The sequence below is a fragment of the Gammaproteobacteria bacterium (ex Lamellibrachia satsuma) genome (genome assembly GCA_019623805.1).
In the GTDB taxonomy this organism is placed as follows: Bacteria; Pseudomonadota; Gammaproteobacteria; order Chromatiales; family Chromatiaceae; genus QGON01.
On record CP053680.1, the window covers coordinates 1,938,647 to 1,958,446 of the forward strand.

Here is a 19,800-nt window from a genome sequence, read left to right on the forward strand (position 1 = left end):
ATGTCAGATAAATTCCGCACGATTAATCGAGACACCCCCTATCTGTTGCCGCCCTCATTACAGGACTGGCTACCAGAGAACCATTTGGCGCGATTTATCGTGGACATCGTAGAACAGCTGGATCTGAAAGAGCTGGAATCTCAATACGGTGGCGGAGGAAAAGCGCCCTACCATCCAGCCATTTTGCTTTCACTGCTGTTCTACGGTTACGCAACCGGCGTATTCTCCAGCCGAAAGTTGGAGCAAGCCACCTACGACTCCGTGGCCTTCCGGTTCATTACGGCAGACAGCCATCCAGACCATGACACCATCGCCACCTTTCGCAAACGCTTTCTCAAGGAGTTGAAGGGATTCTTTGTCCAGATATTAGTGATAGCCAAGGCGATGAGTCTTTTGAAGATAGGCAATGTGAGTTTGGATGGGACAAAGGTCAAGGCCAATGCCAGCAAACACAAGGCGATGAGTTGGGGGTATGCCAACAAGCTTGAAGAGCAGCTTCATCGTGAAGTCGAGCTGTTGCTGAAAAAGGCCGAACAGGCCGATGCAGAAGAAGAGCCGGAACTGGATATTCCAGAGGAACTCAAACGTCGTGAGGACCGGCTTGCTGCGATAGCCAAGGCTAAGAAAGAGATCGAACGAAGAGCGCGTGAGCGCTTTGAAAAAGAACGGGCGGAATACGAAGAGAAGGTGAAGCGGCGTAAGGAACGAGAGGAAAAGACAGGGAAGAAGGCCAGAGGTAGAGTGCCAAAGCCGCCAGAAGAAGGTCCACAGGAAAAAGACCAAGTCAATTTCACGGATGAGGAGTCACGCATCATGCCCTCATCGGAAGGGTTTGTTCAGGCCTATAACGCCCAAGCGGCAGTTGATACCGGTACCCACCTGATCGTGGAGAACCATATTACCCAGCAACCCAATGACAAACAGGAAATAGAACCTGCACTTGCACAACTGAAGGCAGCAGAAGAGCAGCTGGGAAAACCACAAGGTCTGTTGGCGGATACGGGTTACTTCAGTGAAGAGAATGTCAATCGTTGTGAAGCACAGGAGATCACCCCCTACCTCTCCGATAGCCGCGAACAGCACAACCTGCCGCTGGAAGAGCGGCTGAAACAGGTGCCGCCCTGCCCGGAAGATGCCGATATGTTAACCCGAATGAGGCATCGACTCAGTACACCGGAAGGCAAGGCCGTGTATGCCACACGGAAATCGACAGTTGAGACCGTCTTCGGCATTATCAAAGAAGTAATGGGATTTCGGCAATTTCACCTTCGAGGGAGTGATTCAGCGCAAGGTGAATGGAATCTGGTATGTACGGCATGGAACCTGAAGCGGATGCATGCGCTGGCAGGCTGAGATATCGACAAGGATAGGTCAGTCTTTCATAATTCACTGCCCTACATAGGGCTTATATTCCTACAGAGGCAGCGATTATGGGAAAAACACGGTGGGCCGGAAAATATCCCTGGCTCAATGGATCAAACCCGACAGACTCCTAGGATATTGATATCGCCACAAAGAACACGAAGGAAGCTCTGAATTAATAGAGAAACCTGTCATTTCAGCCGCAGGGAGAAATCTCATACCCCCAACGGCGAGCCAGTACTCCGTTGCTTGAGATCTCTCTCTACCGTCGAGATGACAATAACCGAGTCATCCAGAATTTCCCTATTAACATCCATGTTAATCAACCTATTTCCTTAGTATTCTTTGTGGTTGGATACGGCTTTCTAGGCAGACCTATTTAGCCTTCTCCACTTTGCTCTGCAGTAAGGCTCGGTGCAACAGCAGTTGATCCGGCACGCCGGTCTCATCCAGCCCCACTGTCTTCTGAAACTTTACGATTGCATCCCGCATCTTGTTCCCGTAGGCACCATCAATGGCTCCATCGTAGTATTTGTTCTCTTTCAGCCAAGTCTGCAGCCTCTCCAAAACCTCTTTATAAAGATAAGCCTTGTGCTCGCCATTCTTGGCTTCCACCACCGGCGACAGAGAGACAATGCGGTTACTCTGCATGGCTCTGGCCAGGCTGGCTACTGCCACATAGAAACGCTGCTCCGGATTAGCTTTGCAATGCACCTCCAGCATCGTGCCAAGATAGACGGCGTTGCCCCAGGGAACGACATCGTAAGTATCTTTGGCATATTGACTGGTCGCCGTCAGATACCCTTCCATCCAACCCAAAAACGCAGCGTATTTACCCTCGGCTTTGGCCTTCTCCTCTACATATTGACTGCAGGTAGCCAAACCCATGCTTCTGACAGAAAACTTCCCATCACTATCAGCCGCCCATGCCTGGGATTGGACCATCCCCAATAGCAACACGCCGGTGGCGATCCACTTGTTTAACATCGCGCTTCCACTCCTAACGAATAATCGGACAAAAAAAAAGCTATACGGAAACCGTATAGCTGTAGTTTACTACGTAGATCCCGTCCTCCGACGGATTATTATTTTTTCAAGCACAATTCCAATTCAAACCATCTGAAACGGCGGGTCGGCGGCCTAATGCTTTCCGTCACTTCATTTGACTACAATTCAGATTGTCTATCCAACCTCGGCTAAAAGCCTTGTCATAACTACTAGCAATCACCATGCCACCCAGTTATTTTCTTTATTATTCAGACTGTTATAAATTTCAGCATTAGGCTGACAAGCAAACGTGTAAAAAAATCCGACAGTATATTGGGGGGGGAGCCACAAAGCAGATTTGTGGACTTTCTACGGCAAAAACCTCAAGTCCTTGTTTTTTAATACGTTAGAGCAATCAAATGTAAACTCACGGGATTCGAGTGACTGTAAAATATCCTGACACTGTTTTTCAGCCCTGATTATTGCCACCCTGCTCTTCATCCAGCGAGGCAGGCAACCCCTCTGCCAGAGTTGGGTAGCGCAGACCGACCTCCAACTCCTCGACCATTTTGCGATTACTCAGCCGCCGGGACTCTGCCAGATAGGAGAGCATGCCAGGGGACAACCGCCGCTTCGCCTCTGCCAGAGAGATAACCGGGGGGCGGGCAAGTCCAAGAAAGTCCGCCACCTGGTTAAAGTAGGCAGTCATGGTGCCGGGGTGCCCATCACTCACATTGTAGACCTCACCAGAACGCCCCCGCGCCATTGCCGCCAGACAGACATCCACCAGATCCAGGGAATGAATGTGGTTTGTGATGGGTGAGTCAGTTTCCGCCACCATCGGCGCCCCTGACTGCAACCGCTTTAGCGGCAGTTTGCCCGGACCGTAGATCCCGGCCACCCGGAGAATCACCAGTTCGCCGCCACTCGATAGACTCCATTCACGCCAGCGCCGCTCAGCATCCAGTCTACGCCAGGCCCGATCAGCCCTGGGTGAGGGTGGGCGCTGTTCATCCACCCATTCCCCATCACAGTCACCATAAACACCTGTGGTGCTCAGGTAGACCACCCGGTAAGGATGCCCGGTTTCAGCTATCGCCCTAATCAGGGCCGCCACCCGCATATCTTCGACACCGCTACCCGGCGGAGGGGCAAAATAGAAGAGTGAATGGCCCGCAACGACAGGAAGGAAAATCGCAGAATCATCCAGATCAACCTCCTCGGATGCCAATCCCAACCCTTGAAGCTTTCGGGCACTGGCATGGCTCCTTACCCAACAGGAGACACTCGATTCCTGCACAGGCAGCCGCATCGCAACCCGGTGACCAATGTCTCCGCAACCAACAATAGTGACTCTCTGCATTACCCAATCAACTCCCCGGTTTAATTCCTGACTAAAATAGGCGAGAATTATTTGTTCACTGTTTTCTTGCCTGGATTCGTAGATTCAGGCTCTACTCAATACCAAGGAATCCCATGAGTTTCAAAGTTCACGTCGAACCCAGCGGTCACGAATTCAGCGTGGATGCTGACGAAAGCATCCTGGACGCAGCAGTTAGACAGGGGGTCAACCTCACATACGGCTGCCGCAATGGTTTTTGCGGAGAGTGCAAAAGTACGCTGCTCGGAGGTGACGTGAGCTATGCAGACGGTACCCCACCCGCACTGGAGGAGTTGCCGGAAAACAGCTGCCTGACCTGCAAGGCGATACCTTCCACCGATATCCGTCTGGAGTCAAAAGAGATCGTCGAGGCGGCGGATATCGAGATTCGCGAGTTTCCCTGCCGAGTGGATAAGATCGAGCATCTTAACGATGACGTGATCCGTCTCTACCTTAAACTTCCTGAAGGCGAGCGCCTGCAGTTTCTGGCCGGGCAATATCTCAATTTCATTCTTGAAGACGGAAGCAAGCGGGCATTCTCCATCGCCAATGCGCCCCACAACGACGACTATATCGAACTGCACATCCGCCATGTTGCCGGTGGCTCATTCACGGATTTCCTCTTCGACGGCATGGAGGAGAAGACCATTCTGCGGCTGGAGGCACCCCTGGGCAGTTACTTTCTGCGCGAGGAGTCATCCCGACCCATTATCTTCATGGGGGGCGGTACCGGCTTTGCGCCGTTGAAAGGCATTATCGAACACGCCTTCGAGATCGGCATCGATCGCCCCATGCACCTCTACTGGGGGGTTCGCGCCAAACAGGATCTCTATCTGCCTGAGATGCCGGAAGCCTGGGCGCGTGAACACGCCAACTTCAGCTACACCCCAGTCCTCTCTGAACCTGATCCTGACTGGGAAGGAAAAAACGGCTGGGTGCATGACCAGGTAATCAGTGACAATCCGGACTTGAGCGGCCACGAGGTCTACATGAGCGGCCCACCGCCAATGATCAAAGCAGGCAAGGATACCTTCCTCGCCCACGGCCTGAGTGAAGAGCACCTCTTTTCAGACTCTTTCGAGTATGGCGCCGCAGCGAAATAACGGCGATTTTAAGCAGTAAGAAAAGAGTGGCCGTGCCATTCCAGGCGAGAGAAACAGTCGCAGGTCGGATTAGACGCACAATGGCACAAAGCCGGGCTTTGGCACGACATTTATGCGCGATGTAATCCTATAAAACAGCGTCGGGTTACGATGCGCGGCAAGCCAGGCCGCGAAATTCAAGCTAGGCACAGTACGCATCTAACCCGACCTACAGAACTGCACAGGATCAGATCCAGGTTTATTTCGACATATCCCAAAACCGTTCAAGATAAGCCTGGTGCAGGCACTCATACCCCTCAAGATCGCCATCTTCCTTCAGCCTGTTCATCTGCTCAATCCAGATCTTTTTACTATCACTGTCAGGAAGTGAGACCCCATCGCACTCCAAATCCTGCATCTGTGCCGGGACGGCCTGCCTGGACATGTGTTTCTCCAGCTTGGGCAGCGTCCTAACCTCTTTTCCTGCCCGTTCTGCCTGCATTGACTGGATCTCACGTCTTGGCTTCATGCTGTTTTTAGCCGCCTTCTTTTTTGGCGCTGCGGAAGGCAAGAATGCCGGCCCGGCAAAATCCATCGCCGGAGATGAAGAAGATTCCATCGGCTGGCCGGCCTCTTCCTGTTCCATCAGCATGGGCACTGGAACTTCAGGCTCAAGCATGGAGACCGGCTCAAAGAGTCGGATGACCAGCCCGAAACTGAGCATCAGCACAGCAGCGGCTGCAATAAAGCTGAGTTGATCAGCTCGTCTGATCAAACCAAACTTATGCCCTTTGGGTGAAAAAACCAGATAAAAAGGCCGCTTGCGGCGCTTCACCGCTTGTTGTGCGGCATCACGGATCCGGCTATCCAGATCCGGGGAGGGTTGTTCTGAGCCACCCTGTTTGTAGAGATGGGAGATGCGTTCATCATGGATGTCGTTCTGATCACTCATCGCATCCCTCCAGGCCCTGCCGCAGTCGCTTCAGCGCATAACGCAGGCGGCTCTTGATGGTCTCGCGCCCGGTATCCATCACCTCGCAATCTGTTCCAGACTGAGTCCACCCTCCTCCTTCAGCAGAAAGGCGCTGCGCTGCGGTTCGCTCAAACCACCAAGCAGTTGGTAGAGACGTTCCACGCACTGTCGAATCATCACCCAGGCATCCGGCCAGGCACTGACTTCCAGAGAAATCACTTCATCAGGTTGTTCAAGGGGGTCCACGGGACGAAGACTCCTCCAGTAATCGACCACACGATTGTGGGCGATACGATATATCCAGGGCCGGAATGTGAGCTCCTTTTTCCACTGCTCCCTGGCACTGATTACCCGCAGCCAGACGTCCTGGTAGAGCTCGTCCACAATCCCGGCATCACTGCACTGACGGGTAATAAAGCGATAGAGCGGCCCCCTATACCTTTGATAGAGGGCATCGAAGGCCGCCGTCTCACCCAATCGATAACGTTGCATCAGTGATTCGTCGCTGGGGTTATCCATCGAACATCTTTCGCTTTATTGTTTTTGGGAAATGGCTAGCGTCTGACTGACAGAGAGGTCGTCAGCCAGACCAACCAGGCGAATCAGATCATTCCGATAGCCTCCACTGTCTTCGCCCCGTGCCCCACGGGCAAGTTTAATGATCTCATCGTAGCCGAAATTCTGCAGATAAGAACCGCCTCTCAGCGCTTGCCCGAATGCAGCCACCGCTGAGGTAAAACGGTAGTCGTGGCTGGTCTGATCAAGGCGCTGTTTGATCTCACTGGACAGAAGAGGTCGTTCGATCAGTTCACTGATATCTGATCCCGGGCGTTTATAGCGCAGCCTGAGAAAGGCGATCTCATCTCCGTCGGCATTCCCCTTTGTCTCGCCGCTGCCATATCGCAGCGGGTCGATTCTGTTGCCCTTACCGCCGACGAGTGCGATCTCGTACAGCGCTGAGACTGAATGACCGGCACCAATCTCACCGGCATCCACCTTGTCGTTGTTGAAGTCTTCCCGTGCCAGAAGACGGTTCTCATATCCGATCAGCCGATACTCCGCGACCAGATCCGGGTTGAACTCGATCTGGATCTTCACATCACCCGCCACAGTCTGCAGGGTGGCGCCCATCTCTTCGACCAACACCTTGCGCGCCTCCAGCAGAGTGTCGATATAGGCGTAGTTGCCGTTACCGTGGTCGGCAAGTTGTTCCATCAGTTGGTCATTGTAGTTGCCACCGCCAAAACCCAGCGTGGTAAGAGCAATACGGTCCTTGCGATTTTCCTCGATCAGATCAATGAGTGCCTGATGGTTTACCGTACCGACATTGAAATCACCATCGGTAGCCAGAATGACCCGGTTCACGCCAGTTTCGATAAAAGCCTCCCGCGCCTTCCCATAGGCCAGACGAATACCCGAGGCACCATTGGTCGAGCCACCCGCATGGAGACGTTCCAGTGCCTGCTCGATAGTTGCCCGGCGGTTGCCGGCAGTCGGCTCCAATACCACACCAGATGCCCCTGCATAGACCACCAGGGTAACGCGGTCATCGGCATCGAGCTGTCCGGTCAACAGGCGCAGACTGCGCTTGAGCAGTGGCAACTTGTCCGGAGAGCGCATGGAACCTGACACGTCCACCAGAAATACAAGATTGGCGGAGGGTCGTTCAACGTCCTGGGGAACCCATGACCGAAGACCGACACGCAACAACCGGGTTTCCTGATTCCAGGGATTCGGTCCCAGTTCGGTGGTAATGCTGAAGGACTGGTTCTTTTCCTTCGGCACCGTATCGTCGTAGGTGAAGTAGTTGATCATCTCCTCGACCCGTACCGCATCCTTAGGCGGCAGCCTGCCCTCCTTGAGTATTCGCCGCAGGTTGGCATAACTACCAGTATCCACATCGATACTGAAGGTCGAGACCGGAACCTCCTGAACACGCTTGACGGCATTATCCTCAATGTGGGCATAAGACTCCCGGTCCAACCGTTCTGATGGCAGCCGAATTCCACTTGAAACAGCGGCCACCTGAGAGGGAGCAACGGCTTGCCCAGACCAGTCTGCCTCCCGCTTCATAAGCCCCACTGGCTTATGTTTTTGTTGGGCGGATAGATCTAACATAACCGTCTGTTCAGCCACAACCGGGCGGCCCGGTCCTGGGTCGACAACCTCTGAGGTCGAACGCGACTCATACAGGCCGCAACCCGTTAACAATGACACCGTAAGGGCGATAGCAAATGGATTCAGTTTCATAGGGTTCTCCTGCCCGTGTGATTAATTCCATCTATTAATACGGATACGCAGGAGTAACGGGGTTAAATAACGGGAAGATTGACGATTTTTCTTGCGGGGGGGCACGCTACACCCCCCACGCACAAGCATAATTGAATTCGTGAGATATAACTCCCAGGAGACTGTAGGATCTCTAACGCCCTACCGGCCCTCTGGATGACTGTTGTTTCAGTGTCTGTTCAATCCGGGCCACCACGTCGTACACATCCCGAATCGCACGAGCCAAAGCGGCCTGGTTCCAGATGATTGTCTTGAACGAATAGAGCAGTTCCTTGTCGTCCATCTTTCCATCCGCCGTGATCTTCGGGACGACTTTATCGAAATACTGCTGCGAGGTTGTGATTGCTGACTCTGTGGGTCTCATCGTGCGTACCTCCCATTCTTCAGATATCCTAATATCAGGATAAACCACATTTCAGGAAACGGTTGGAAATATCACGGCGGGCAGGTCCAACAACAGCGCAGATTCAGGCTATCCACTTTCTGGCAAAGCAATAATCGATGCGGAACTTCCCGGCCTTTCGCACTGTTACTCGGGCGCTTCTGGGCGGATAATAGTGAACGGTTCCCGGCTTTACCGGCTATGGAGGAGAAACCTCATGCAATCCGATCCGGAAAAACTACTCAAGCGGCACGCAAAGCTCGTTCATTCCGATATGCTCAAGGTGGTCTCTCATGTACAGCGGGATGAGGGTGAGTGGATTATCAACACGCTGATGGTGGAGGGACATGAGGTTCCCTTCAGCTATAAACGCAAACGGAGATACAAGAACATCGCCGGTCAACAGGTTAACCTGACCTACTACCCGGGAATCAAGATAGTTGCCGGAATAGAGCTTGAAGTGATGAATGTGGTAAGGATCAAGGTCGCCTGAGGAGAGATTGGGTCACTCCGCCAATACCCTGCCGACTAGCCATGAATCAGCCTGACCCGAAACGAGCGTCCCTTCAATTTTCCTTCACCTAATTTTTTCAGTGCCGGTTGAACAACGTCCTGACTAACGGCCACATATGCCCAGTTATCAAAAATTTGAATCTTTCCGACCTGTTTTCCTGAAATGCCGTTTTTTCCGGTTAAAGCGCCCAGGATATCCCCAGGGCGAACTTTTTGCTTTTTTCCACCGTCAATTTGCAGCGTTGCCATTAAGGGTTTCATTGCCGGTTCTTCCAACAAACTGAGCGGCGGCAAAGATTCGCTATCTAAAATCGGGTCTACATTTGCATCCAGCGAAGCGACCTTGTAACTCTCTTTTTCACTATACAAAGAGTACGCAGTTCCTTTGCTTCCAGCTCGACCCGTGCGACCAATACGGTGAACATGACCTTCAGACTCGTGAGCTATGTGGTAATTAATTACAGCATCCAGCGCATCAATATCCAGACCACGGGCAGCGACATCGGTAGCAACAAGAATCGAGACGCTTTTGTTGGCAAACCGCACCAGTGTTTGATCACGGTCTCTCTGTTCAAGATCACCATGCAAGGCGAGCGCACTAAAACCAAAATGAAGTAACGCATTAGCCACTTCCTGGGTTTCCCGTTTGGTATTGCAAAATACCAGGGCGGATTCAGGGCGATGTTGCAAAAGCAGCAGGCACAGAGCAGTCAAACGGTGCTCATTATTCTCAACCTTGAAAAAATGCTGCTGAATACTGGCATTATCATGAATAGAAGCCACTTGCACCATGACGGGTTTAACCATAATGCGCTTGGCGATAGACTGAATTTGATCTGGAAAGGTTGCACTGAATAACAGGGTTTGACGTTGATCGGGGGTCTGATCAATGATGGCATCCAGCGCTGCCTGAAACCCCATGTCAAGCATGCGATCGGCTTCATCGAGGATGAGCATATTCACATTGTTCAGCTGCAGTGTCCCTTTATTCAAATGATCCTCTATGCGTCCGGGGGTTCCCACAATAATGTGGGCACCATGTTCCAGTGAGCCAATCTGAGGACCGATCGACATACCGCCACATAATGTCAAGACCTTGATATTGTGGATAGCCCTAGCCAATCTCCGAATCTCTTTTGCAACCTGATCGGCAAGTTCACGGGTCGGACAAAGCACCAGTGATTGCACACGAAAACGCTTTACATCGAGCTTTTCCAGCAGGCCAAGACCGAACGCTGCAGTTTTTCCCGAGCCGGTTTTTCCCTGGGCGATAACATCTATTCCCGCCAGAATATGGGGCAGGCTCTGTGCTTGTATGGGGGTCATCTCCTCATATCCAAGAGATGATAAGTTTTTAAGCAGAGCGGCATGCAGCTTAAGCGTTGAGAATGCTGTTTGGCTCAATGTATTTTGTCCTGTGTTGATGCTGGGGGGACCATGTTGATTGTTACATTTTAAACCGCTTAAACCTGTCTCGGCGTTTTGAGTGGTTTCCAGACAGACGCGGTTTCCTGTTCAACGCCAGGACGGTATTTAAGCTGTAGCCCTTTTAGAAAATTACGCAAGACCTGGTCTTTGCAATCACGATAGTGTTTATGACCTGGTTTACGAAAAAACGCGCTTAATTCATGTTTACTTATGCGCACCCCTGTCAGACCCAAAATCTCCAATACATCTTCGTTTTTCAAGTTTAATGCGATTTTTAATTTTCTAAAAACGATATTGTTGGTTAAACGCTGCTCCGGTTCAGGTTGTGCCCCCTCTTTTTTTCCCCGTTTGTCATTGATCAAACCATTCAGAAAAATCGCCAATTGAGAATCGATGCATTTCTGGTGGGCTGGATCATCCTCTTTTTTTAACCAATCGCTGATCTGCCCCCTCGTTACCTGATAGTCGGCCAAGGCAAATAGAGCAATCATTTTCGAATCGCTAAAGTCGAAGATATAGCGGATACGGCGCAAGATATCGTTATTGTTCACAAGTATGCTCTGATCATGAAGTTATAGGGAAGCAAATCGGATCTGGGAGGAATGGCACTGGCTTTAGGAAACAATATTCGTGTTATCAATGGCCTGACCTAAACCCAAAAACAGTAGGTCATGTTAGCGTAGCGCAACACGACGAGTGGTGCATATTGTTGGGTTACGGCCAAAATGACGGCTTAAACCAACCTGCCCATGCGGACTCCCTTCAATAACCGGGGCAGGCAAAGTGTCCTTCCCGCCTAAGAACTCTCCACGCCCAACAGTATTTCTGGCGACTCTTTAGGGTTCGTCCCTGCGGAGGCCGGCAACTTTTTCACCGTATCCTGCAACGTTGCCGGACCTGCCGATAATGATAATCCCGAGCGATAGCAATCCATCGCGGCCTCTGATTCGTCCATCTGCTCCAGCAACGCCCCGAGTTCCCGGTAAGCCTCAGGTGACGGCGCCAGTCCGATCCTGGCTTCGAGATAACTCCTCGCTTTACCCCAGAGTTTGCAGTGAAGACAGAGGCGGGCAAGCGTCAACAACAACACAGGATCATCCGCATGCGCCGGCAACCAGCTTTCGGCCAGCGCAAGACGCTGAGCGGGGTCGCCCCCCCCGATCGCAGCGAACAACGTCACAAGCCGGTCACTCCAGGTGTGTCTCAGGTAGTCTGTGATGATCCTTTCGGCCTGTTCGCCCGTACCCCGCTCTGTCTGCAGTTCACAGTAGGCCTCCACCAATGCCTGGTTACCTCGCAGCGAACGGGGCAGGTGATTCCATATTCTCAGCAGCACGAGTTGATCACTCTCCCCGGCGGCCTTGCGCAGCCGCTCCAGGTAGACTCGGCTCTCCAACTCAAGCTGCTCATCCTGAGAAATAACTTTGCGGCGGCGCAACTCGGGCAGGAGACCCTCCAGTTTGTCCCACTCACCCAGGTCTTCGTAGAGCTTCTTCAGCAATTTCAGGACATAGGCGTGTTTCGGCGCCAGAGTGCGCACATGCGTGAGGGTTGCCAGCGCCTGTTCATATTGCTGATGGGCAAGCTGCAACTCCGCCTGGGTGAGACCGACCGCCACATCTGCCGCAGGCATGCTTTCGTGGGCCAGGTTCAGGTAGTGGTCCCGACGCTCATGGGCGCCCTGCAACTGCGCCGCCCTGGCTGCGGCCAGGTAGTTGAGCAACGGTGTCTCAGACTGGCTCGCGTAACGCAGCAAGTGCTTCTCTGCCGGTTCCCAGCGTCCTTCGGATAGCTCCACCAGCCCCTGAGTCAGAGCCTGCTGAGCCTTGCGTGTCCGACGGTGTCCCCGCCAATCGTGCACCTGTCCAGGAAAGGCCCAGAGTCGGGAGAGAGATCTCAGCAACAGGTAGAAAAGCACAAACAACAGCGCTCCCGCCAGGACGAAGAGTGCCAGACTGCCCTCTATCGTCCAATGTCCATAGCCGATGAGCACATAACCATTGTCCTCTTTCACCCACAGGGTCAAAGTGGCGGCGAACAGCAGGGCAACAAAACCGGCGATGAGGGACTTCACTGCCTCTCTCCCTGTTTCTCAAGCGCCTCACGGCGGGCATGCAGGGTGCGCAGGGAACCGGAGATATCCGGCAGATCGGGCAGTAGTACCTCCCCGCCCAAACCTTGGAGTTGCGCCAGAAATGCCTGCACCTCTCCCGCCTCCATCTCAAAATTGCCCTCGATCCATTCGGCTGCAGTTTTCAGACTGTCGCGGTAGAGTCCCGCGTCACGCGCCAGCAAAGCCACCTTCGCCCCTTCAAGTTTCAACTGCAGATTCTGATAGAGAAAATAGCGCTGTTCGGGTGGCAGCATGGCAGCAATGGGGCGATCATGATGCCGCACCACCATCATCGATTTAAACCCCTCCCAGAGGTCGTCGAGAATCTTCCGCAGGCTGAAGCCTTCAGCTGTCAGCGACTCAATACTCTCTGATGCCTGCGGCGGGCGTGGCGGTATACCGCCCTGATCCCGCAAGGGCAGCTGATCCACCTGCCTGATCAACCCACCAATACGGGCACTCAGGCCAGCCATATCTACGGTGGGCGCAATCTTCAAAACAGCTATCTCGCGGGCCACCTCTTCCCGCACGCTGTTCCACGCAGGGTCGAGAGTATCGCGCAAGCGTGAATCGGCTGCCTCCAGCGCGGTGATACTGGTGGCCACATCACCCTCCAGGGTGAGACGGTGGTTCGCCACCCGCATCAGATATTCCGCATCCGAGATACGCCACTGCCCTTGGTCGCTGCCAAGCTTGCGTTGCATATCCGACAGGGAGTCGTCCATCTGAATGCGTTGCGCCTGCAGTGCATCATGAGACTGCTGCAGTTGCTGGTGTTGATCCGCCAGTGCCTGGCGCTGGGACTCAATCTGCTGCTGCTGCAGTTCAAAGACACGGCGGGTCTCTTCCAGACCGGCGGAAAAGGTCGACTGCTCTTGCTCCCTCCGGGTCAGATCTGCATCGATCCGCTGCAACGACTGCTGCATCTCCTGCCAATAGTTGTGACCGGTAAATAGCCCGACGCAGACAGCCAACAGCGCAACTACTGCCAGCACAACAGCCAGTTTCGGGATGTAACCTGACGATGGGAGCGATCCCAAGTCTGTTGGTTGTGCTTCACTATCGGCCCCGACAACCGGCTCGATGGGCTCATCGACTCGTTCCTGCTCAGTTGCCGCTTTCTCCTGTTCTGTCATGACTCAGTGGTACCGTTTGTTATGCGGCCATAGGCCACTTTTCGATTCTGTTTCTCTATCAAATGTAGGCAGATTCAAGCCTTTAGTCTGATCCGCTGCGTTTGATAAGGCCTACGAATCTTACTCTGGATGCAGACTAATGGGTCTCCATCCACCACTCACAGAGCCGCCGGACGATAGACTCGTCATCCGCGCCATCAGCAAGCACTATCTGTTCAAATCCCATCCGCCGCGCCTCTTCCACCATACGCGGACTGATCACCAGCAGTGGGGTTAAACACAAACTCTGCCGACCGGCATCTCCCAACAGTGCGGCCAGATTGGCGAGAATATCGTTGCTCGTGGCCGTCACCACCTGAACCCGCCGGGACCAGTCGGCCAGCAAGGGGGCAACATCCACCACCGGCCGCTGCCGCCGATAGACCTCGGCATAGCTCACCTCGGCCCCCCGTTGATTCAGGGTCTCACCCAGCAGAGCCCGGCCACCCACGCCCCGCACAATGACAATCCGCTTGCCAGCGACCTGCTGCAGCTCTGAGGTTGCCAGCAGCCCTTCGCTGTCGAAGCGCGTCGACGGAACCACATCCGGCGGATAACCTGCCTGCATCAATACCCGTGCCGTTCCCTTGCCGACCGATGCCAACCGGATGCAATCGGGTAACCGCTCTCCATGCAGCAGCTGCAGCCCGAAGGTGACCGCATTGGGACTGACGAAGATCAGCGTGTCCCCTGCCTCCATGCCTTGCAACAACCCGGCGGCGCCCGCATCTTCCGTCGGCTCTATCCTTATCGCCGGGAAAGGAAGCGCCATTCCGCCGCTGGCCTCTATCCGTTCGCACAGCCCCCCCGCCTGATGCTCAGGCCGGGTGACAAGCACCCCGATGCCCCGCAGGTCGCAACTCACATTCAGTCAGTCTTCATAGAGGGTGGCCAGAATCTCATCAGCCCCCCAGTCAAGCAATTTTTCCGCCAGCCCAAACCCCATCTGTTCCGCCTCGGCTGTGGTGCCCTCCACTTCTCCCCGGAGAATACGGCTGCCGTCCGGCTCTCCCACCAGACCGCGCAACCAGAGAACCCCATTCTCCAACATCGCGTACCCCGCAATGGGCACCTGGCAGCCGCCCATCAGGCGATTGTTCATCGCCCTTTCTGCGGTAACACAATAGGCGGTCTCCTGATGGTGCAGGGGCGCAAGCAGGGTGTTGATCCGCTCATCGTCGCTGCGGCACTCGATCCCGACAGCCCCTTGACCGATCGCCGGAAGACTCTGCTCCGGACCGATGGTGGCGGTGATGCGATCATCGAAACCGAGACGAATCAATCCCGCCGAGGCGAGGATGATGGCATCGTATTCCCCTTCGTCGAGTTTTCGCAGGCGGGTGTTGACGTTGCCCCGCAATGGTTTGATCACCAGATCCGGCCGCAACTCGGCGAGCTGGCACTGACGGCGCAGACTGGAGGTGCCGACGCAACTGCCTTCCGGCAGTTCATCGAAGCTCTTGAAGTTATTGGAGACGAAGGCGTCCCGAGGGTCCTCACGCTGCATGATGACCGGCAGATGCAGTCCCTCCGGCAGCTCCACCGGTACATCCTTCATGGAGTGGACCGCAATATCGGCCCGGTCTTCCAGCATGCCCTGTTCCAACTCCTTGACGAATAACCCTTTACCGCCGATCTTGGCCAGGGGGGTGTCCAGTATCTTGTCACCCTGGGTCTTCATACCCACCAGTTCAACCTTGATGCCGGGATGCACTTTTCCAAGCTCTGCGGCCACATGTTCAGCCTGCCACATGGCAAGGGGGGAGACTCGGGTGGCGATACGGATGGTTTTCTGGGGCATGTTAAAGGGGCCTCGATATTAATAATGCCGGTATTATTGTTTTCCAGGAGACTGTCGGGTTTATCCGTTTGAAGCGACTAATTCGCAGGAGCGGATTGAGCAGCTCTGCTGCCCCCGAAGGGGTGAAGGGCAGGATGCCCGTAATAAAATCACTGGGGGCGAATCAAATCAGTTTATCGAACGAGGCAAATAGTGGACCTATTTAACGAGTTCGATAAGCTGAGTTGATCACCATCCAGGGATTTGCAGCCAAACAGTGTTAAACCCGACAGCCTCCTAAAGATCTGATCCTGGAGAGGCTTGCAGCCAAATCCAGCCCATACAGCGCCTATGCTAAAGCCTGCCTTGCCTGCAAGCAATTTATTATGTGATCAGCCCAACCTGCGTTTCTTGGCTACAATAAAGTTCAGCGTTGTCTCGCATAGTAATTGACCAGTGCTTCCAGGCTCTCGACGCCCTGTTTTTGCATCATTTGGGTGAACTTTTTCGACATGCCCCGTTCCGCACGGTTGACGCCAACCAGATAGTCCTTCAAGGTCCAGCGCAGGTAGGGTTTCCATTGACCGGCAAGCCGTCCGGCATCGTCTTCCGGATCGCTGCCTGCCTCTCCGTGACACTTTTCACAATAGCGGCGATGCAATACAGCCCCTCTGTCCACCAGCCGCCAGTCGGTTTTTTGCTTCGGCGGACGCTGCTCCCTGGATGAGAAGTAACCAGCCATCCGGCGTACCTCATCCGGCGTGTATCCAGGCAGGATCCTGCCCATTACAGTGCCGAAGCGATCTCCCCGGCGATAGGCCTCCATCACTTCGATGAAATAGTTTTCGGAGAGCCCAGCAATCGACGGGGTAGCCGGACCAAGACTGCGTCCCTCGAAGCCATGACAGCCAAAGCAGCCACCGGCGAGGGTTTCTCCATCGGCCCCTTCCATCAGTTCAGGAGTGGTTTCGGTGTTCGCTTGCGATACAGCAGGCAACGGCTTTTGCGCCTCTTTGGGGGGCACACTGCAGGCAGTCAGCAGCAACAGTGCAGCGATAACGGCACACAGACGAAATGTCATCCGTCAGGCACCCTTTTCAACCAACGCCGCACCTCCGGCAGATGGCGGCGACTCACCTCCAGACGTTCCTCACATCCGATCAAGACCACCTGCATCTTCCCATCCGTCCCCCTTTCCAACCCTTTCAGCCGCCGCCTCACCACCAGTGCATTCCGATGGATGCGCAACAACCAGTCGGCATAACGATCCTCCAGAGACTTCAGGGTATCCTCCAACAACGCCTCTCCCGCACCGTGCCGCACGGCAATATATTTACTGTCGGCCCGCAGGTAGATCACTTCATCGAGGGAGAGACTCAATACGCCGCCACGATAGGTAACACTTAGCTGTGGTATCTTCTCTCGCTCCACCTGTCCCAGCGTTTCTCGTTGTGGCCGGGTGATCCGGCAAGATCGCTCCAGCGCCTGGCGCAGGCGCTCCCGGCGCACCGGTTTCAGTAGATAATCCTGCGCCTCCCGTTCGAAAGCCTCCAGCGCATGTTCTTCGTAGGCAGTGGTGAAGATCACTGCAGGAGGCGTTTCAAATCCGGCAAGCCGGCCTGCGGCTTCCAGACCGTCCATGCCCGGCATGCGGATGTCCATCAATACCAGATCGACACCCTGTTGGGCGCAAAACTTCAGGGAATCCTCTCCATTGACGGCCTCTCCCACCACCCGGTAGGGCGCGCCCAACTCGGCTATGAGCCCAGCCAGTCGTTCCCTGGCCAGCGCCTCGTCATCCACCAGCAGAATCCTCACTCCAGCCTCCAGGGATGGGGGAAAAACAGCCGCACCTGGTGCTCCCCCTCCACCTTGGACTCGCTCAGGCCCGCCTCTGTATCAAATAGCCCGGCCAGCCGTTGGCGGACATTTTCCAACGCCAGACGGTTGCCTTTGCGCTGGGAAGTGACCGTCGACTGCGGCAGGGTATTACGGATACTGAGATTAACCCGTCGCCGCCGGTAACGACCAACGATGCGAACCACCCCCCCCTCGGCCGCAGGTTCGATCCCGTGATAGACCGCATTCTCCAGCAGAGGCTGTAGAATCAACGACGGCAGCATTGCACTTTCCGGCACCTCCTCCAGGTCCCACTCCACGCGCAAACGTTCACCGAGTCGTTGGCGTTCCACGTTCAGGTATTGGCGGGCCAACTCCAGCTCTCTGCCGAGGGAAGAGAGGCGACGCACATCTCCCAACGAGGCCCGGAACAGGTCAGCCAGATCCTCCACCAGTTCCTCGGCCAGCCTGGGATTACTGCGGGTAAGGCTGGCAATGGTGTTCATACTGTTGAAGAGGAAATGGGGACGGATACGGGACTGCAGCGCCTGCAGCCGGGCGTCGTTCTCTGCCTCCACCTGCTGTCGCCAGAGATATTGCAGATAGAGATAACGCAGCACTACCACTCCGATGATGGCGCTGATGCCCAGACTTTTGACCAGCAACTCCAGATGTCGCTCCGGCGACAGATCCTGACCGGAAAACAGCTGACTCAACTCGATAACCACCACCGTGGCGCAAAGCAGCAGACCCCAGGCCAACAGCCCGGCCCACTGATTTCCCAGACCCGGCAACCGGCGTCGCAAAAGACAGAGCATCCCCGCCGTGGCCAAGGCGATCCACTGCAGCAGCAGAGAGTTGACGCTGAGAGTCTGCCAGAACAACGCCAGCGGGCGCTCGTCGGCCAGGGTGAGCACCATCGCCAACAGCTCTGTCGTCACCACCACGGCAAAGACCGCACGGATACTGCAAAAGCCGGGCAGAAAGATCTCCTGTCTGCCCCCATCGCCAATCTCCGTCCGTTCCTTTTCCGCCTGATGCATCTCTCGATCGCCTGCTATAATCCGCGTTTTTCCGCTTTCATCTTCAGGATAGCCCTTCATGAGCGAAAACAACGCGTCTGCGAAACTTTCATCCGCCCGCCTGAACGCGCCCACCGACGCCTTTGTGGAGGCCTTCACCGCCTCCGTCGAGTTTGACCAACGACTCTACCAGCATGACATCCAGGGCTCCATTGCCCATGCCACCATGCTGGAGAAACAGGGCATACTCACTGCAACGGAGCGGGATGACATCATCCGCGGGCTGGACGCGATTGGCGAGTCTATCGTCCAGGGAAACTTCGAGTGGTCAATCGCCCAGGAGGATGTCCACATGAACCTGGAGGCCGCTCTGACCGAGAGCATCGGCGATGCCGGTAAAAAGCTGCACACCGGACGCTCCCGCAACGACCAGGTAGCCACCGACATCCGCCTCTGGCTGCGCGACGAGATCGAAGTGGTCCGTGACGGCATTTTACGCCTGCAGCAGGCCCTGCTTGACCTCGCCGAGCGGGAGGCCGACACCATCCTGCCCGGTTTCACCCACCTGCAGACCGCCCAGCCGATCACCTTCGGCCACCACATGATGGCCTGGTTCGAGATGCTGGTACGTGACCGGGAGCGTTTCGCCGACTGCAACCGGCGGCTCAACGTAATGCCCCTGGGGGCCGCTGCCCTGGCCGGTACCACCTACCCCATCGATCGCCACTACACCGCCCAACTGCTCGGCTTCGACCGCCCCAGCGAGAACTCACTGGATTCGGTCTCGGACCGCGACTTCGCCATTGAATTCGCCGCCAACGCCAGCATCCTGATGATGCACCTGTCGCGCTTCTCCGAGGAGTTGATCATCTGGTCCTCCGCCCAGTTCGGATTTATCGAACTCTCCGACAGCTTCTGCACCGGCTCATCCATCATGCCGCAGAAGAAAAATCCTGACGTGCCGGAACTGATCCGCGGAAAAACAGGACGTATCTTTGGCCACCTGATCGGCCTGCTGACCCTGATGAAGGGCCAGCCACTGGCCTACAACAAGGACAATCAGGAAGACAAAGAGCCCCTGTTCGACACCATCGACAACCTGCAGGGATCACTCAAGGTCTTCGCCGAGATGATGCCCGGCGTTACCTGCCGCAAGGGGAATATGCGCAACGCGGCGATGAAGGGTTTTGCCACCGCCACCGACCTTGCGGACTACCTGGTTGGCAAAGACATGCCGTTCCGGGATGCCCACGATGTGGTGGGGCGCGCCGTCGCTTTTGGCGTGGCGGAGGGCCGGGACCTCTCAGCCATGAGCCTGGGAGAACTGCAGGGATTTTCCGAAACCATCGAGGCCGACGTCTTCGAAGTATTGACCCTGGAAGGTTCGGTAGCTGCCCGGGACCACATCGGCGGCACTGCCCCGGCCCAGGTCCGGGCAGCCATCGCCCGGGCAAGAACGCAGCTGCAAGTCTGA

19 protein-coding genes are annotated in these 19,800 nt (G+C 55.1%); 4 read left to right on the forward strand and 15 right to left on the reverse strand.

Annotation, left to right across the window (positions count from 1 at the left end; translation table 11 throughout):
• Entirely contained in the window at positions 1 to 1,353 is a 1,353-nt protein-coding gene (locus HPY30_08275; GenBank protein ID QYZ65982.1) for an IS1182 family transposase, read from the forward strand.
• Positions 1,354 to 1,737: 384 nt separating this feature from the next.
• Here the strand turns inward: HPY30_08275 and HPY30_08280 are convergent, their stop codons facing one another.
• A complete protein-coding gene (locus HPY30_08280) occupies positions 1,738 to 2,349 on the reverse strand; it encodes a peptidoglycan-binding protein (protein ID QYZ65983.1) in 612 nt (203 codons plus the stop codon).
• Positions 2,350 to 2,818: 469 nt separating this feature from the next.
• Positions 2,819 to 3,712: an SDR family oxidoreductase gene (locus HPY30_08285; protein ID QYZ65984.1), complete on the reverse strand. Its 894-nt coding sequence runs from the start codon at positions 3,710 to 3,712 to the stop codon at positions 2,819 to 2,821.
• Positions 3,713 to 3,825: 113 nt separating this feature from the next.
• Between HPY30_08285 and HPY30_08290 the strand changes: the two genes are divergently transcribed.
• Complete coding sequence (locus tag HPY30_08290; protein QYZ65985.1) at positions 3,826 to 4,833, forward strand: CDP-6-deoxy-delta-3,4-glucoseen reductase; 1,008 nt, start codon at positions 3,826 to 3,828, stop codon at positions 4,831 to 4,833.
• 238 nt (positions 4,834 to 5,071) lie between these two features.
• Here HPY30_08290 and HPY30_08295 read toward each other — a convergent pair whose 3' ends face one another.
• The 4 genes from HPY30_08295 to HPY30_08310 all read right to left on the reverse strand — a co-directional run bounded on the left by HPY30_08295 (position 5,072) and on the right by HPY30_08310 (position 8,438).
• Entirely contained in the window at positions 5,072 to 5,764 is a 693-nt protein-coding gene (locus HPY30_08295; GenBank protein ID QYZ65986.1) for a hypothetical protein, read from the reverse strand.
• A gap of 78 nt (positions 5,765 to 5,842) precedes the next feature.
• On the reverse strand, positions 5,843 to 6,304 hold the full coding sequence (locus HPY30_08300; GenBank protein QYZ65987.1) for a sigma-70 family RNA polymerase sigma factor: 462 nt from the start codon (positions 6,302 to 6,304) through the stop codon (positions 5,843 to 5,845).
• Positions 6,305 to 6,319: 15 nt separating this feature from the next.
• Positions 6,320 to 8,035 (reverse strand): VWA domain-containing protein, encoded by a 1,716-nt coding sequence (locus HPY30_08305; GenBank protein QYZ65988.1) that lies wholly within the window; start codon positions 8,033 to 8,035, stop codon positions 6,320 to 6,322.
• A gap of 172 nt (positions 8,036 to 8,207) precedes the next feature.
• Positions 8,208 to 8,438: a hypothetical protein gene (locus HPY30_08310; protein ID QYZ65989.1), complete on the reverse strand. Its 231-nt coding sequence runs from the start codon at positions 8,436 to 8,438 to the stop codon at positions 8,208 to 8,210.
• A 235-nt stretch (positions 8,439 to 8,673) separates the two neighbouring features.
• On the opposite strand from HPY30_08310, the gene HPY30_08315 reads away from it, so the two are divergent.
• Positions 8,674 to 8,949 carry a hypothetical protein gene (locus HPY30_08315; protein QYZ65990.1) on the forward strand — a complete coding sequence of 92 codons (276 nt, stop codon included), beginning with the start codon at positions 8,674 to 8,676 and terminating at the stop codon, positions 8,947 to 8,949.
• Positions 8,950 to 8,984: 35 nt separating this feature from the next.
• Here the strand turns inward: HPY30_08315 and dbpA are convergent, their stop codons facing one another.
• From dbpA to HPY30_08360, 9 genes are all read right to left on the reverse strand, one after another.
• Positions 8,985 to 10,373, reverse strand: a complete 1,389-nt coding sequence (gene dbpA / locus HPY30_08320) for an ATP-dependent RNA helicase DbpA (GenBank protein QYZ65991.1) — start codon at positions 10,371 to 10,373, stop codon at positions 8,985 to 8,987.
• Positions 10,374 to 10,432: 59 nt separating this feature from the next.
• Positions 10,433 to 10,948, reverse strand: a complete 516-nt coding sequence (locus tag HPY30_08325; protein QYZ65992.1) for a DUF1456 family protein — start codon at positions 10,946 to 10,948, stop codon at positions 10,433 to 10,435.
• A 245-nt stretch (positions 10,949 to 11,193) separates the two neighbouring features.
• The gene (locus tag HPY30_08330; protein QYZ65993.1) at positions 11,194 to 12,471 is read right to left on the reverse strand and encodes a heme biosynthesis protein HemY; all 1,278 of its coding nucleotides are present in this window, start codon (positions 12,469 to 12,471) and stop codon (positions 11,194 to 11,196) included.
• Positions 12,468 to 13,646, reverse strand: a complete 1,179-nt coding sequence (locus HPY30_08335; protein ID QYZ65994.1) for a HemX protein — start codon at positions 13,644 to 13,646, stop codon at positions 12,468 to 12,470. The genes HPY30_08330 and HPY30_08335 overlap by 4 nt, the downstream gene beginning before the upstream one ends.
• Positions 13,647 to 13,782: 136 nt before the next feature.
• Positions 13,783 to 14,556 carry a uroporphyrinogen-III synthase gene (locus HPY30_08340; GenBank protein QYZ67964.1) on the reverse strand — a complete coding sequence of 258 codons (774 nt, stop codon included), beginning with the start codon at positions 14,554 to 14,556 and terminating at the stop codon, positions 13,783 to 13,785.
• Positions 14,557 to 15,486, reverse strand: coding sequence for a hydroxymethylbilane synthase (gene hemC / locus HPY30_08345; GenBank protein ID QYZ65995.1), 930 nt, complete (start codon positions 15,484 to 15,486; stop codon positions 14,557 to 14,559). It lies immediately after the preceding gene.
• Between the two features lie 406 nt (positions 15,487 to 15,892).
• On the reverse strand, positions 15,893 to 16,417 hold the full coding sequence (locus HPY30_08350) for a cytochrome c4 (GenBank protein ID QYZ67965.1): 525 nt from the start codon (positions 16,415 to 16,417) through the stop codon (positions 15,893 to 15,895).
• Positions 16,418 to 16,542: 125 nt separating this feature from the next.
• Entirely contained in the window at positions 16,543 to 17,283 is a 741-nt protein-coding gene (locus HPY30_08355) for a response regulator transcription factor (protein ID QYZ65996.1), read from the reverse strand.
• Complete coding sequence (locus HPY30_08360) at positions 17,280 to 18,407, reverse strand: histidine kinase (protein QYZ65997.1); 1,128 nt, start codon at positions 18,405 to 18,407, stop codon at positions 17,280 to 17,282. Before HPY30_08360 ends, HPY30_08355 begins: the two co-directional genes overlap by 4 nt.
• Here HPY30_08360 and argH point away from each other — a divergent pair.
• The gene (gene argH / locus HPY30_08365) at positions 18,406 to 19,800 is read left to right on the forward strand and encodes an argininosuccinate lyase (GenBank protein ID QYZ65998.1); all 1,395 of its coding nucleotides are present in this window, start codon (positions 18,406 to 18,408) and stop codon (positions 19,798 to 19,800) included. The genes HPY30_08360 and argH overlap by 2 nt on opposite strands.

Bases quoted from the DNA above. Each gene is read 5' to 3' on its own strand.
- HPY30_08275 (QYZ65982.1), top strand. From the start codon at position 1: ATGTCAGATAAATTCCGCACGATTAATCGAGACACCCCCTATCTGTTG.
- HPY30_08280 (QYZ65983.1), bottom strand. From the start codon at position 2,349: ATGTTAAACAAGTGGATCGCCACCGGCGTGTTGCTATTGGGGATGGTC.
- HPY30_08285 (QYZ65984.1), bottom strand. From the start codon at position 3,712: ATGCAGAGAGTCACTATTGTTGGTTGCGGAGACATTGGTCACCGGGTT.
- HPY30_08290 (QYZ65985.1), top strand. From the start codon at position 3,826: ATGAGTTTCAAAGTTCACGTCGAACCCAGCGGTCACGAATTCAGCGTG.
- HPY30_08295 (QYZ65986.1), bottom strand. From the start codon at position 5,764: ATGAGTGATCAGAACGACATCCATGATGAACGCATCTCCCATCTCTAC.
- HPY30_08300 (QYZ65987.1), bottom strand. From the start codon at position 6,304: ATGGATAACCCCAGCGACGAATCACTGATGCAACGTTATCGATTGGGT.
- HPY30_08305 (QYZ65988.1), bottom strand. From the start codon at position 8,035: ATGAAACTGAATCCATTTGCTATCGCCCTTACGGTGTCATTGTTAACG.
- HPY30_08310 (QYZ65989.1), bottom strand. From the start codon at position 8,438: ATGAGACCCACAGAGTCAGCAATCACAACCTCGCAGCAGTATTTCGAT.
- HPY30_08315 (QYZ65990.1), top strand. From the start codon at position 8,674: ATGCAATCCGATCCGGAAAAACTACTCAAGCGGCACGCAAAGCTCGTT.
- HPY30_08335 (QYZ65994.1), bottom strand. From the start codon at position 13,646: ATGACAGAACAGGAGAAAGCGGCAACTGAGCAGGAACGAGTCGATGAG.
- hemC (QYZ65995.1), bottom strand. From the start codon at position 15,486: ATGCCCCAGAAAACCATCCGTATCGCCACCCGAGTCTCCCCCCTTGCC.
- HPY30_08350 (QYZ67965.1), bottom strand. From the start codon at position 16,417: ATGGAAGGGGCCGATGGAGAAACCCTCGCCGGTGGCTGCTTTGGCTGT.
- argH (QYZ65998.1), top strand. From the start codon at position 18,406: ATGAGCGAAAACAACGCGTCTGCGAAACTTTCATCCGCCCGCCTGAAC.
- HPY30_08360 (QYZ65997.1), bottom strand. From the start codon at position 18,407: ATGAAGGGCTATCCTGAAGATGAAAGCGGAAAAACGCGGATTATAGCA.